At 37.8% G+C, this 15,247-nt stretch carries 10 protein-coding genes and 3 pseudogenes; 2 read left to right on the plus strand and 11 right to left on the minus strand.

Annotation, left to right across the window (positions count from 1 at the left end):
* Positions 1-107 precede the first annotated feature (107 nt).
* The 11 genes and pseudogenes from HCN_RS08615 to HCN_RS08670 all read right to left on the minus strand — a co-directional run bounded on the left by HCN_RS08615 (position 108) and on the right by HCN_RS08670 (position 13,892).
* Positions 108-1,311, minus strand: a pseudogene (locus HCN_RS08615) (restriction endonuclease subunit R).
* Positions 1,311-2,074, minus strand: a pseudogene (locus HCN_RS08620) (DNA-methyltransferase). Before HCN_RS08620 ends, HCN_RS08615 begins: the two co-directional pseudogenes overlap by 1 nt.
* A pseudogene (locus HCN_RS08625) lies at positions 2,064-2,894 on the minus strand (DNA-methyltransferase). Before HCN_RS08625 ends, HCN_RS08620 begins: the two co-directional pseudogenes overlap by 11 nt.
* Positions 2,895-3,097: 203 nt before the next feature.
* The gene (locus HCN_RS08635) at positions 3,098-4,255 is read right to left on the minus strand and encodes an HNH endonuclease (protein WP_014667263.1); all 1,158 of its coding nucleotides are present in this window, start codon (positions 4,253-4,255) and stop codon (positions 3,098-3,100) included.
* Positions 4,255-6,327 (minus strand): site-specific DNA-methyltransferase, encoded by a 2,073-nt coding sequence (locus HCN_RS08640; RefSeq protein ID WP_014667264.1) that lies wholly within the window; start codon positions 6,325-6,327, stop codon positions 4,255-4,257. Before HCN_RS08640 ends, HCN_RS08635 begins: the two co-directional genes overlap by 1 nt.
* 10 nt (positions 6,328-6,337) lie before the next feature.
* On the minus strand, positions 6,338-9,313 hold the full coding sequence (gene alaS / locus HCN_RS08645) for an alanine--tRNA ligase (protein ID WP_014667265.1): 2,976 nt from the start codon (positions 9,311-9,313) through the stop codon (positions 6,338-6,340).
* A gap of 12 nt (positions 9,314-9,325) precedes the next feature.
* Entirely contained in the window at positions 9,326-9,904 is a 579-nt protein-coding gene (locus HCN_RS08650) for a phosphatase PAP2 family protein (RefSeq protein ID WP_002955642.1), read from the minus strand.
* A 59-nt stretch (positions 9,905-9,963) separates the two neighbouring features.
* The gene (gene pdxA, locus HCN_RS08655; RefSeq protein WP_002955643.1) at positions 9,964-10,902 is read right to left on the minus strand and encodes a 4-hydroxythreonine-4-phosphate dehydrogenase; all 939 of its coding nucleotides are present in this window, start codon (positions 10,900-10,902) and stop codon (positions 9,964-9,966) included.
* A complete protein-coding gene (locus HCN_RS08660) occupies positions 10,890-11,687 on the minus strand; it encodes a pyridoxine 5'-phosphate synthase (RefSeq protein ID WP_002955644.1) in 798 nt (265 codons plus the stop codon). Before HCN_RS08660 ends, pdxA begins: the two co-directional genes overlap by 13 nt.
* Before the next feature lie 14 nt (positions 11,688-11,701).
* The gene (gene ilvN / locus HCN_RS08665; protein ID WP_002955645.1) at positions 11,702-12,178 is read right to left on the minus strand and encodes an acetolactate synthase small subunit; all 477 of its coding nucleotides are present in this window, start codon (positions 12,176-12,178) and stop codon (positions 11,702-11,704) included.
* Positions 12,179-12,188: 10 nt separating this feature from the next.
* Positions 12,189-13,892, minus strand: a complete 1,704-nt coding sequence (locus HCN_RS08670; protein WP_014667266.1) for an acetolactate synthase large subunit — start codon at positions 13,890-13,892, stop codon at positions 12,189-12,191.
* Between the two features lie 226 nt (positions 13,893-14,118).
* Here HCN_RS08670 and HCN_RS08675 point away from each other — a divergent pair, with 226 nt between their 5' ends.
* Positions 14,119-14,757, plus strand: a complete 639-nt coding sequence (locus tag HCN_RS08675; protein WP_014667604.1) for an MFS transporter — start codon at positions 14,119-14,121, stop codon at positions 14,755-14,757.
* Between the two features lie 110 nt (positions 14,758-14,867).
* On the plus strand, positions 14,868-15,146 hold the full coding sequence (locus HCN_RS08680) for a DUF362 domain-containing protein (protein ID WP_002955648.1): 279 nt from the start codon (positions 14,868-14,870) through the stop codon (positions 15,144-15,146).
* Positions 15,147-15,247 lie beyond the last annotated feature (101 nt).

The following is a 15,247-nucleotide window of genomic DNA, read 5'->3' on the forward strand; positions in this document are numbered from 1 at the left end:
TTTAGGTGTCATTAATAAAAGATTCTATAAAGTTGAATTGATATTTTAGAGTCTAAAACAAGCACTTAAACACATATTTTTAGTAACTTTATCTATCTACATATAGCCTACACTTTAGAATCTAAAATGCGTTTATTATAATCCAGCATAAGTTCTTGTTTTTCTGTGTCATATTTTATATTGATGTTGTTTTCACAATGCACGACACAATCATTAAAATCACTAAAATTTGCATTATTATTTTGTGTGATTTTTGCGTGTGAAAAAGCGTCTATATAAACCATATTTTCCCATTTATCAATGATTTGAAATTCAGCTCTACTTGCAGCCAAACACAAAGGCACAATATGATGAAGTTCCCTTTTCCTTTGTGATATTGTGCTTTTCAAAATATAAATCTTTTTCTTTAATGGAGCGTTTAAGCTTGGTATTGTCTTCATAGATTCCATAAGTTCCTGTGCGAATATAAAGCTTAGAATCATTTTTGTTGTATTCAAAATATGCCATTTGTGTTAAAAGACTTAGAATCTGTTGTGTCTCGTTTAAAAAGTTATGAAAATCTCTCTTTTGTGTTTTATCACCGCTAAAATTTTTAGGCTCACAATAATCTTTTACTTTCTCAAGCAAAGCTTGTTTTTGAAATTTACTTAAAGTTCTATAATCTCTAATGAGCGAGATAATATCGCTACGATTATAGGTTTTAGAATCTAGTTTTTGATATAGAAAAGTTACAAAAAATAATACTTCATAGAGTGTCAAATAATTACTCTCTAATTCTAAAATAATATGCAAAATCTCTTCGCCAAAACCTTGCATAAGATTTTCTAAAGCCCTTGTAAAAAGTAAATTGTGTGTGAAAATATCTGTGCTTTGTAAAAACTCTATGCCAAAATCTGTAAGAGCAATATATTTTTTCGTGCCATTATCAAATGGATTTAATTGTTTCTTTTTAGCGTTAAATCTATCAATAAGCCCCATTCTATGTAAATCTACAAAGATATTTTTACGCAAAGAATCTTGTGTGCATCGCCCAAGTTTTGAAGAGATTTTTGTTGTAAGCTCAGCATATTTTTCTTCACCTTCAATATTATAGGGTCGTTTGCTTAAATCACTTGTGCGGATTTGCAATAATGTATCCCCACAAAGCTCGTAAATCTCTTGTAAAATCACTAGAATTTCTTTTTGCGTATAGCGATTATGTTGTGAGATTTGCAACCCTCTATAATTATCACTTTGCACTCGTTTTACTAGAAATTTTATACATTCTCTACTAGAATCTATTTGTAAAATCTCTTGTAAAACTTTATCCATTAGCACTCCTTTATATTTAAGCTAGAATCCACATATTCAATACTCGCTTCACAGCCGATAAAATTTCTCTCTAAATCCCTTGCTACTAGGCTTGTCATTCCACTTCCGCTAAATAAATCTAGCACTAAATCCCCCTTTTTAGAACTCGCCTTTATCATTCGCTCAATCATCTCTTTTGGCTTTATGGTTGGGTGGTGGAGCTTTTGCGTTTTGCCATTTACTTTTTGCTTGTGTCTTTGACTAGCGATTTCCCATACATCAGGGCAGAGTTTGCCATTTTCGTTTGGATACCACCTTTTGCCATTTTTTAGGATTCCATTTTTTTAGCGTGTTCTATGCGACTTGTTGATTCATAAGGCACACGGATAGATTCTGGATTAAAACAATAGCTTTTAGAATCCATTGTGTAAAATAAAATAGATTCTTGGTTATTTACAAAGCGTTTTTTTGTATAGCTTAAGCCGTCTTTTTTATACCAAGTGATGAAGTTTTGAAACACAGCTTTTTCTTGTAAGTAATGCAAAAATAACGCACAATGATAAGGGGTATTAAAGATATAAAAACTCCCATTTTTTTTCATTTTTGGCAATAATAAATCTATCCATTTATAGCTAAATGCTAAAAATTCTTTTTCACTTTTAAAACTATCCCAAGATGCTATTTTTAGATTATAAGGTGGGTCAATTATGGCTAAATCAATGCTAGAATCTGTCAAAGATTCTAAAAAGCTAAAGCAATCTTGTATATAAATTTTATTGAGCATTACCCTGCCCTTGCATTGCAAATAAGCCACTCTCCCCAAGCTTTTCCTCAATCACGCTTTTATAATGCGGATAAATCTCATAGCCTATGAAATTCCGCCCTAGCTCCTTTGCCACTTTTAGCGTTGTCCCACTCCCAGCAAAAGGGTCTAGCACAATATCCCCTATAAAAGAGTAAAGTTTAATAAGGCGGTAAGGAATGGCTTCGGGCATAATAGTAGCGTGTTTGCCAAAGGCAGAATCTGCTTTATTTGGTATAGGTATATCCCAGATTTGCTTGGTAAATTGCACCCATTCTTTTTGGCTAAGTTTGCTTTGCTCTTTTAGCTCTTGTGGCGTGTTCTGTGGCTTACCATCTTTGACATAAATCGTGATGAATTCGCTTGTATTTTGCGCGTAAAAATTGCGTGGGTAAGGGTAGCTTCCAAACATCAATTTTTTAGTCGTATTGGTGCGATTCTAAATATATAAATCAAGTAAAAAGAGAGGAGTAGATTCTAAAATGCTATGTTGTATATCACTTTGTAAGTCAAAAATATGGCGATTATAATGCGTGTTTAAGTCCCTTTTAAACATCGGCATTAAAGGCACATTAATGCAGAGTTTGCCATTTGGCTTTAGCACCCGCTCACATTCACGCCATACTTTTAAAAGCTCTTTAATGTAGGTTTTTGTAGTCTGTAAGACTGCCTAAATCCCCCTCCCTCCCGCAACTGCAGAGTGTTTTACATTTTGATAGCCATCTTTTGAGTAGTCTTTGATATTAAAATACGGCGGACTTGTGATGATTAAATCCACACTGCATTCACTCACTTCACACATATTTTGACTAGATTTATAAAAGATTTTGTTCATTTAGTGGGATATCTCCTTATTGACTTTATTTAGCTTTGTTTGTTTTATAATCGCATTTTACCACATTTTTACAAGCTTCTCTCTCTTTCTCTTGCCACAGCACCACGCTTTTTATACATTCTTTTTGGAGGGCTTTGATGAAGGATTCTACAAATTGCAGCAATAAGAAATTAAGTTAAATAAAATTTATCTTTATTATATTGCAATGCTAGTGGGTCTGGACGCACATCTAATTGCTCTGGTAAAAATATAGGTTTATTATCAAGATCAGCCAAAATGCCTTGTTTATCAGTTATACGGTTTGATGACGAAGTGATTATAACTATTTCATCATCATTTTTATATGTAAAGCTAAATAATCCATTATCAAACATTTTGTGCATTTCATAGCTTAAGGCTATGCCGTTATTTACAACAAAAGATCCACCGTCTCTATATGGGATAATATGTGCTGCTTCTAGTAAGCACCTATCATCAATCAATAATGACTTGCCTGTTATGGCACATTTATAATCATAGGCTTTTAAGACACTTTCTCTAAATAACCGTTGTTCTTTTGCTGGTCTGGAACGATTTTGAGTAAAATAATACAAAACATTATTATTCATCGTAGCATTTAAACGATCTACCAAATTAAAATCAACGATGATATTATAAGAATAATCCACCACCAAAGCTGTTATAAGAAAATTATAAATGTATGAAATGGGTCTATTTAATTCTATTTTTGTCTCATCATCTAGACTTACAAAAGCATTTTGATTGTATCGCATAAGTAAAATATCCTCTTTTGTATGAGCTAAGATATTTTTCAAAAGATCTCTATTTAAATTCCTTATTCCATAATTTTTCATATAATTTAGAAGCACTAAATATGGACGAATAGAATCCGCAGTATCATAGTAGGATAAAATAAGCTGTAAAATTGAGAGTTTATATTTATAAAAATTAATATGTGGGTTGGGTGAAATCAAATCTTCAGGTGGTAAAGAATCTATATTTTTTCTCTCACTTTTTATTATATTTTCATCATAAGCATAAATGCCCCAAAAATTCCCAAAAGCTTCTTTAATTTTTTCTGCTTCCAAACTCAAAGAAAAACTATAATCGCTTGGCTTATTATAATCTATTAGCCCTAGTTTTCTCATATCGGGGTATTTTGACTTATAGTTGGTGGAAATAAGGCTTAAATACCTTTCAGCACCAAGATGACAAAGTGTGGGTAGCTCTACTCCTATGAGATTAGAGAGATTATGTTTTAAATGCTTAAAAGAGTCAAAAAATAAATCTGTATTACTTCTTTTGTGTCGCATATTTACCTGTCTCATTATTTCTCCTTTTGTAAAACTATTATGCTCTCTCGCAAGTAAAATTTAGCTTTAGAATCAATGACTTTCATCTGTTGGCTAGAGGTTTTAAGTTTTCTAGCAATAATTATTTCTTTACATTCAAACCCTAATTTTTGTGCCTCTTGCGCTAGGATTTCATCAGTTTGTATCGGCACTCCTTTATAGCAAGAATTTCCAACCACAATAAAGCAAAATCCATTATCCTTAAGGACTTCAAAACAATTTTTCAAAACCTTTTGCATATCAAAAAAATAATTATTAAGCATTGTTAAAGTGCTAGATTCTATACCCTTATTTTTAAGAGTTTCTAGTGTGTGATTAAGCAAGGTATTTTCTATTTTGTCTTGTTGTTTTAGTGCTGCATTTTTATTATTTCTTAGGGCAGTTTTTTTTAGTTTTTTCCATTCTTCATAACTTTTTACAATTTTGCTACTCCACAACTCCATTTTATAAATTTCAAAATAATCAAATAAGTTCGCATAAGGCGGAGAGGTTAAAATACAATCAACTTTATCTTTTGGTTTATTATTTATAGAAGAGCGATTTTCTAAAATGATAAGCTTAGAATTATTTCTATCAAATTCTTTTTTTAATTCAAATGCCCTTAATGTAAGTGCTTTGAGATAAGATTCTATATCTCTAATTTTGCTTTCTCTATACTTAATACCATTGCCATCTTTTTTAAAATGAAGCATTTTTTCTAAATTACATAATACCAAAAAAGACACAAAATGATAAATCTTAGAATCCACATCTTTAAAAGATTCTATAAAGTCCATTATGAGATTAAACCGCTTTTTATCAGCGTATTTGCCAAAAGATTCCCATTGTGGAAAGGGATATTCTCTATTACTAGGCATAAAATTACGAATATTTTTTTCTGCCTTTTTTAAGTGCTTAGAATCCAATTTTTCTAATTTTACTTTAGCAACATTTAGGGCAAATGCTGAAGTGTCAAAGCCATAGCAAATTTGCGTTTGGGTATTTAAAAAACTAGAGCCAACACCGCAAAATGGATCATAAACACTCGCAATAGAACAAACAAAACGGTTTTGCAAATGCTCTATGAGATAGGGACTAAAGGCTTCTTTATAGGGAAAAACCTCATTTAAAGAATCTCGTGTATCATCGCTATTTACTAGATTTGTCAGTATTGTAGGATAGCTTTTTATGATAGGAGTCGTTTGAGAATTTGTCGTTTTTTGTAATCTTTCAATGGCAATTTTGCAATATTTGCTTGATAGCTCAATACCGATAAATTGCCTATGTAATTGATTTGCCACATAAGTTGTCGTGCCTGTGCCATTAAAAGGATCTAGCACAATATCATTTTGATAGGAATAAATTTTTAATAATCTCTCAATTAATTCTTCTGGGTAGGGTGCTGGGTGTAAGTCTTTTTTAGCATTATTACTAGCGCATAAAACATTTTCAAAGCCCTGCTTACCATTCTCATCAAAATACCAAATATTTTTTGTCCATTCTTTAAATTCTTCGCTAGAAGTATCTATATTAGCAGAACTGCCCTTATGGATTCTTTCATTTTTATAAAATACCAACACAGCTTCTCCTAGCGGTCTAAAAGACGGACAAGAGGGGCTTTTCCAACTCCCCCAAGCTGTATTGTTTCCTTGAAAATGCTTAATATCCTTTCCCTTATGCCAAGTGATAAGCTCAAATTCTTTAAAACCTATCTCGTTTAAAATTTGCGTCATATAAACGCTTAAAAATCTAACCTCTTTGCTATCTCTATTTTTTACCGCAAAAGGCACATTAACACAAATGCGTCCATCATCTTTAAGCACACGGTAACACTCTTTAAAAATATCTCGCATTGCATTAAGATAAGATTCAAAGTCTAAATCATCATTATAGTTTTCATATTTGTGTGCCACATTATAGGGTGGGGAAGTGATAATAATATCTATAAAATTATCAGCTATATGATTTTTTAAGATATATAAACTATCTCCATTTAGAATCTCTTGCAAACTTTGTTGTGTAAAATCGTGCAATTGATAACATTGTGAGTTTAGAAGTTTTTTTGCCATTTTTTATCCCTTACCCCAACTTCTCTCTTGCGATTTGTTTTGCTAGATCTAGGGCTTCTTGGACTTTATTAGATTCTGTAACCTTACCTCCAGCGGTGGCAAAATCATCTCTGCCTCCACCATTGCCCCCTAAGATTTGTGCGACTTGCTTTACCCACGCTCCAGCTTTAAGGCTAGATACACCCTTTACTCCAGCGGTTAGAGAGACTTTTCCGCCAGATTCTGTTACAAGCAAAATCGCTACCTTTTCATTCTCATTTTTCGCCCTATCTATGATGTCCTTTGCCTCTTTTGTTTCCACTGAATCTAGCTTTAGGACTATAAGCTTCACGCCATTTATTTCTTCATAATCTAGGCTTTTGACACTCTGCTTTGCTTTGTTTGCATTATCTCTTGCCTCTTTCAAAGCGTTTTGCAACTTTACCACACCTTGCAAGACATCTTGGGCTTTTAGCTGCTCTTTTAGAGTCTTTATAGATTCTAGTGCTGCTTTGCCATAGTGATACGCCGCTTTGCCACACACCGCTTCAATACGCCTAACCCCACTACTCACGCTACTTTCACGCACGATATAAAAGCTCCCAATCTCTGCGGTATTGTGGATATGAATCCCCCCGCATAGCTCAATAGAATCGCCGAGGGTTATCACACGCACACTCTCCCCATACTTCTCGCCAAAGAGTGCCATAGCCCCCTTTGCTTTAGCTTGGTCTATCCCCATAGTCTCACACATTTGCGGTGAAGATTCTGCTATTTTTTCATTAACTAGGGCTTCTATTTGCTCTAGCTCATTGACGCTTAACGCCTTTGGGTGAGAGAAGTCAAAACGCAAGCGATTTGCTTCCACAAGACTTCCAGCTTGAGCAATATGAGATCCTAGAATCTGCCTTAAGGCGTAATGCAGTAAATGCGTGGCAGAGTGGTGCTTAATGATTTCAAAACGACTAGAATCCACTTGTGCTTTCACCAAATCCCCTGTTTTTAGCATACTTGTGGCAACGACTTTAGAGAGATTTAGCCCAAAATATTTTTGGGTGTCTAAAACTTTAGCGATTATATTTTGCGGACTACCAGAATCCACTTTGCTAGAATCTACAATTCTAGTATTTGCGGTGTTGCTAGTGGGGCTTTTTGTGGATTTTAGGGGGGAGCTAGACATAGAGTCTGCGGCTCCCCTAAAATCCACAAAATCGCCACTATGATTACCCAAAGACGAATTGTTACAAGCTGAATGCTCCAAGTTAAATAATACTCCCTTATCCCCAATCGGTCCGCCTGACTCCGGATAAAACGGCGTAGATTCCAACATCATCCAGCCCTCTTGCCCTGCCTGTAAAGATTCCACTCTTTTGAAGTTAGAATCTAGCAAGGCTAGAATCTTAGATTCTGTGCTTATGCTTTCATAGCCCACAAACTCATTCTCACCAAATTCACTCAACAGCGCGTTAAAATCGCCATCCTTGACACTATCGCCGCTTCCTTTCCAGTGTGCTTTGCTCCGCTCTTTTTGCTCCTGCATACATTTTTCAAAGCCCTGCATATCCACGCCCAAGCCAAGCTCCCTTAGCATATCTTGTGTTAAATCAAGCGGAAAGCCGTAAGTGTCGTAGAGTTTAAAGGCTATTTCACCGCTAAAGTGCATTGCTTCTTTGGTCTTGTTAGAATCCACTTTGTGAGAGTCTTGGCATTCTAAGGATTGAGATGAGAAATCGGCGTTACCAAGTGAGCCAACAAGAAGCTTACTAGAGGTAAGTGCCGCAGTTGGCGAACGCAGATTCGCCGATTTATCGCTCAATACTGAATACCCCCTTAATTTTTCTAGCTCTGCGTTAAACAACGCCATTCCCGATTCTATCGTCTCAAAAAACCTCTCTTCTTCTGCCTTGCACTGCTCTTGCAGGGCATTTTTACGCTCTATTAAATAGCTATAATGTCCGCCCATAGAATCACACACTACCCCTACAACTTCATATAAAAACGCTTTTCTTAAGCCTAGCAAATAGCCGTGCCTAACCGCTCTGCGTAAGATTCTCCGCAAAACATAGCCCCTGCCCTCTTTGTCAAAATTTACCCCTTGTGCCAGCAGAAACGCCACAGCTCGTGCGTGGTCGGCAATGACTCTAAAGCTTGCAATGTCTTTCTTACAAGAATCTATTATGTCTTTTGCAAAACCCATCGTGTTTTTAAGCAACACGCTATCGCGGTAATAGCTCTTGCTTGTAAGCTCCTTAATACACTGCATTATGGGTGCAAAAAGACTAGAATCAAAATTATTTATCTCGCCCTCTTTGAGTGCTATTACTCGCTCTAGCCCCATACCTGTATCAATACTAGGCTTAGGCAATGGTGTCAAACTCCCATCAGCACTTCTTTCATACTGCATAAACACAAGATTCCATATCTCTAAAAATCTATCCCCCTCACCGCCGAAATAGTCCTCTTCTCCATTAAAAAACTCCGCTCCTTGATCCACATATATCTCACTGCAAGGTCCGCAAGGTCCTGTATCGCCCATTTGCCAGAAGTTATCCTTATCACCCATTCTTTTAATGCGACTAGATTCTATATGCTCCTGCCATAATTCATACGCTTCATCATCGCTTTCGTGAATCGTTACATATAAAAGGCTCTTATCAAAACCTAAAATTTCTGTTACAAACTCCCACGCATACGCAATAGCTTCTTTTTTAAAATACGCCCCAAAGCTAAAGTTACCAAGCATTTCAAAAAGCGTGTGATGACGTGCTGTATAGCCGACATTTTCTAAGTCGTTGTGCTTCCCACCTGCACGGATACAAAGCTGTGAGCTTGTAGCGATATTGGGACTTGGGATTGGAATCTTACCTGTAAAAATATCCTTAAACTGCACCATTCCCGCATTGGTAAAAAGCAGGCTTGCATCATCTGGCACTAAAGGCATAGAATCATAGACTTTATGCCCATTGCTTTTAAAAAACTCCAAATACAATGCTCTAATATCTTTCATCACTTTGCTCCTTTAGAATCTATAACGCACATTTAGGCTTACTGTTGGGTTGCCTTGCATATCAGTATCAATATTTGGCGTAATGAGCGTATTTTTTGGCATATATTCCTTTGTAAAAACCCACGCAAACCCCCAAGCAATTAACGCTCCAACACTCACTTGCAACACAGAATGCTTTTTTGCCTCTACCCTTGAAGCTGCTGTGAGTGTGGCTAGAATCCCAACGGGAATGGCGGACTTCCACCCATAGCGATAATACACATACCCCGCCGCACTAAATGCCCCACTTGCGTGTCCGCTTGGCATACCTTTATAAATATCACAGCAAGGGCGTTTAGCAAACTCAACCTTATAGCCATTCTCGTGCATTGTTTCAAAAATCTCTTTAATACCCTCTGTGGCAAGTTGTGTGCCAAGTGTGCCAAGTGCAAGCTGCGAAGCACCCTCATAATCCTCCATTGCAATAGACACAATCATCACATACAAAGGCAAGAATCTAAACGCATCGCCAAATTGTTCAAACTCATTCTCTCGTGCGTGAGACACACCGAGTAATCCACATATACATAAAACCATACAAAGCCGCTTCATTCTTATCCTTCATTAGCAAAAATAAAGGCGTTATTATAAGATTCTATCCTTAAAATTGCTTATGCTAAGAGTGGCTTAGATTTCCTATCCACCGCATATTTCACCGCATTCATATAGCTTTGAGTATGAATTTTCACGCTCTTTTTATATGCCACATCAAAGCCCACACCGTGATCAACAGAAGTGCGGAGAATGGGGAGATTCAAGCTCACATTAATGCTTTGCTCAAAATACAATGCCTTAAGTGGGGCTAATCCCACATCGTGATACTGACTTACAAAATATCTAAATTTCTTGCGATTAAGCGGGGAAAACGCACTATCAGGCGGATAAGCTCCAAAAAATAGCTCTCTATTTAACACCATATTTGCTTCACATACCGCTTGAGTAATATATTTATCCTCATCTCCCATAAGCCCACCATCGCCACAATGCGGATTTAGCCCAAGCACACAGCAAGGCTCATTTAGCCTAACCGCCCCAGCAAAAGAAAGTAAAAATGTTTTTATAGAATCTTGATTTATGCTTTGACTGACTTTTCTAAGCGGTATATGATCAGTATATAGGGCTACAAACATCTCTTCACAGCCTAGCATCATAATAGAATCTGCTCCAAAATATTGTGATAACACTTGCGTATGCCCGATGGATTTTACCCCCGCTTCTTGCCACGCTTTTTTGTGTATAGGCAAAGTTACAAGGGCTTGTGTTATCCTAGATTCTGTAAGTTTGATAGCTTGAAGAAAGCTTTTATAGCTATATAGCCCACTCTCTTTACTCACCACACCGGGCTGTATATCAACACAAAGCTCAAAGTCCGCTACACATTTCATATCCTTTGGCATTGATAAGCCTAGAATCTTTGCTGCAGATTCTACAATCTCTAAATGCGTAACATACACAGGCTCACAAATTTGAGATATAGCATTATGCGACTTTAGGGCAATCTCAAGCCCTATGCCATTTATATCGCCTATGCTGATAGCTATCTTTGGCACATTGCCCTTCTCATATCCATAATAGCACGCTCCAGCCCCACAAATACAGATCTAGCAATGATGCTATGCCCGATATTTAGCTCACTGATATAAGGAATACGCACAATATCAGCGACATTTTGATAATTTAACCCGTGTCCTGCAAAGCACTCTAACGCCCTTGTGTCCATACTAGAAGTGGCAAGTTTAGCACATTGACCAATAGAATCTAGGCTCTTTTGTATTTCAGATTCAAGCTCTTGTGGGGGTAAATCAAGCTCTGTAATCCTGCGATGTGTGCGGGAAAGGTTTGTATTTTTCATTAAATGCAGGTTCGCATATCGCCCAGTGTGTAGCTCCACAGCTTGTGCGCCAAGCTCACGCGCTAGAAAGATAGATTCTTTTTTAGGGTCAATAAATAACGCCGTGGCAATGCCTTGAGCTTCAAAGGCTTTGAGCACTTCACGGATACTCTCATAATGAGATTCTATATCTAGCCCTCCTTCAGTTGTTATCTCCTCTCGCTTTTCAGGCACAAGGGTAATGCGTTGTGGGACAATCGCACAGAGATAATCAATCACCTTTTCATCAAGGGCAGATTCAATATTGACAGGCAAGGGGCTAGATTCTACAATGCGTTTGACATCGCTATCGTGGATATGCCGCCTATCCTCACGCAAATGCAGTGTAATTTGACTAGCCCCTGCATTTTTAGCAATAAATACCGCCTCTAATGGATCAGGCTCATAAATCGCCCTTGCTTCACGCAAAGTCGCTATGTGATCAATATTCACTCCTAGCCGCATATTCTCTCCTTAATCTATCGTTCCATTGCGATGACACCGCTTCGCACAATCTCTTTAGGATTAAAAATCTTAATGGCGGAAATAAACTGCTCAATAGCGGTAGGTCTATCTGTGGCTATTACAATGACATACTTTTCATTGGCATTGACGATTTTGCCATTATAGGCTTTACATAATGCCTGTATATCTGCGAGTTTCTCACTGATTGGAATCTTCACAAGCACCGCTTCTTTCTCAAGCAAATCATCACTTGAAATCACGCTCACAACAGGGATAAGCTTATGAAGCTGCTTGATAATCTGCTCAATAACCACTTCCGAGCCTTGCGTCACAATCGTAATGCGTGAAAGATTGCTATTGGGAATGGGAGCGGTGGTAAGCGATTCTATATTATACCCACGCGCTGAAAAAAGCCCAGAGATTCTAGCCAAAACGCTGTGTTCATTAATCACATTTACACAAATGCTTTTTCGTAAAACTTTTGCTTCCATAAGTTCGCCTTTAATCTTGTTTTTGTTGTGTCTTTGGGAGTATCATCTCGTGTATTGCCCCACCGCTTGGCACCATAGGTAGCACATCTTCATACCTATCCACAATCACTTCAATAAACGCCACTTTCTTAGAATCTAATGCCTTTTGCAACGCCAAATCAAACTCGCTTTTTTTCTCCACTCTAAAGCCCACGCCACCAAAAGATTCTATAAGCTTTATGAAATCAGGCTGTAAAGTCAAATCTGTGTGTGAAAATCTATGCTCGTAAAAAAAGCTCTGCCACTGCCGCACCATACCCAAATAATTATTATTCAAAATCACACTCACAAGTGGAATCCCATACGCGACGCAAGTCATCAGCTCTTGGATATTCATTAGAATTGAGCCATCACCAGTGACATTAATAAGTGTTTTATCTTCACGCGCGAGTTTTGCTCCCATAGCCGCAGGTAGCCCATAGCCCATAGTCCCAAGCCCACCGCTACTTAAAAACTGACGCGGAAAGCTAAAGGGGTAAAATTGTGCCGCCCACATTTGATGCTGTCCCACATCTGTGGTAATAATCGCATTTTCTCCTAGAATCTCGCCTAGCCTTTGAATCACCCATTGTGGCTTAATACAATCAAGGCTATCTTCAAAACTTAGCGGATGCTGCCTTGCATACTCTCGCAAATGCTCTTTCCACTCTAGAATCTTAGCACTCCCATAGCCACTTAGCTCACTTAACATATCACTCACAACACTCTTTAAATCCCCAACAATGGGATAATCCACGCCTACAACCTTACCAATAGAGCTAGGATCTACATCAATATGGGCGATTTTTGCCTGTGTGGCAAATGCACTTAATTTACCTGTTACCCTATCATCAAATCTAGCACCCAAGCACACGAGTAAATCACACTCACTCACCGCCATATTTGCCGCGTAGCTTCCGTGCATTCCTAGCATTCCTAGCAGATTATCATCATCATATCGTAGCACCCCACGCCCCAAAAGTGTCTCCGTGCAAGGAATACCCGTGCAATGCACCAAATCTCTAATCACCTCACCCGCATTTGAGAGAATAGCCCCACCACCGATATAAAATAAAGGCTTTGAAGCCTTAGAGATAGCTTCACAGAGCTTTTTAACCTGACGCGGATTGCCCTTAATTGTAGGCTTATAGCTTTGCAACACAATAGAATCTGGGTAGGAAAACTCGCCTTTTGTGCCTGTAATGTCTTTTGGAATATCCACAAGCACCGGTCCGGGTCGCCCACTTCGTGCGATATAAAAGGCTTCTTTTAAGACTCTAGGGAGTTCTGCTAGATTCCGCACTAAAAAATTATGCTTCGTGCAAGGGCGAGAAATCCCCACCGCGTCAATCTCTTGAAACGCGTCTGTTCCAATTTGTGTAATAGGCACTTGTCCGCTAATCACCACAAGTGGGATAGAATCTGTAAAGGCTGTGGCAATACCTGTAACGGCATTTGTAAAGCCCGGACCTGATGTGATAATGGCTACACCCACATCGCCACTAGCCCTAGCATAACCATCAGCGGCGTGAATTGCCCCCTGCTCGTGGCGTGCGAGAATGTGGGAGAAATAATTTTGCTTATAAATCTCATCATAGATGTGTAAAACAGCCCCACCCGGATACCCAAAAACAACCTTCGCACCCTCTAAGTGCAAGGCTTGAATCACCATCTCCGCACCTGTCATTGTTTTCATAAAATATTCCTTCCATAGATAATCTTAAGATAATCTTAACGCTTGAAACTTAGAATTTTAAGAAAAGGCAAATCATACCAATTTTGCTTAAGAATGCAATAAAATCATTCAAAGTTTGAAAATTTTTCAAAAATTTATACTTATTTTATACAATACCCCTTTCACATTCGCAATACCCTGCAAATAAGTTAATTACAACGCCCAAGACACAATGGAGCAAGATTTTATGAATATGCGTCAAAAAATCTTTTTTATCAATCTTTTGCCAATTATTCTAATAAGCCTTAATCTCCGTGCCCCCATCACCGCCATAAGCCCCGTTGTTGATATTATCAAGGACTATTATCATTTAAATGCCGCATTAACCGGACTACTGACTTCCCTGCCCCTTTTAGCTTTTGGGCTTGTATCATTTTTTGTATCATATTTTCAGCCTACAAGGGCTTTATTCATAGGGCTTATATGTATTTTTGTAGGCGAGATTTTGCGTTGTGTGGGGGAGAGTGCGGAGCTTTTCATCGGCACAGCGATTATGGGAGGGGGCATAGCTATTGCAAATGTTTTACTCCCTAGCCTTGTAAAAGCAAAATTCCCACGCAATATTCCAAAAATTATGGGGATTTATAGCCTTGTGCTCAATCTCTCTGCCGCACTTGGTATTGCCCTTATCTTGCCACTTATGATGATTTTACCCGTGCCAATCGCACTTGGAATCTGGGCGATTTTAGCTCTCATTGCATTAATAAGCTATTTTCCGCAAATGAAAAATCGTAGAATCTCACGCCCAAAACTTAAAGCCGATTCTAAAGGCTCAGTTTTTGCTAATCCCAACGCGTGGAAAATCATCTCTACTTACCAATCATAAAAAGGCAACATAAAACTTTCATTCTTATTTTATGCGTTTTTTAAGATAAGTATGATTATACTTCAGCCCGGGTTTTGACCCAAACAAACAACAAATAAGGGAGCAGAGCTATGGCTGTTAAGATTACAGATATTTGTATCGCTTGTGGTTCTTGTATTGATGAATGTCCTGTAAGTGCTATCGTTGATGATGATGATAATCCAACAGGCGAAGGCATTTACTATGTGTATTCAGACAAATGCGTAGAGTGCGTTGGGCATAATGAGCAACCTGCTTGTGCAAGTGCTTGCCCAACTGATGGTTGCATCGTGTGGAGCGAATTGGGAAGTAGCAATCGCGACAATATCGGTGCTGATATGAGAGATGGCACACACCCTGTGGTATCTTAAAATATAGAATCTCACGCTTGTGGGATTCTTGCTTTACAAATCTTCTTTTAAACTTTCACTTTTTCATCTTTAAATTTAACTTGTTTTTGCTAATTTAGATT

The organism is Helicobacter cinaedi PAGU611 (assembly GCF_000284635.1).
In the GTDB taxonomy this organism is placed as follows: domain Bacteria; phylum Campylobacterota; class Campylobacteria; order Campylobacterales; family Helicobacteraceae; genus Helicobacter_C; species Helicobacter_C cinaedi.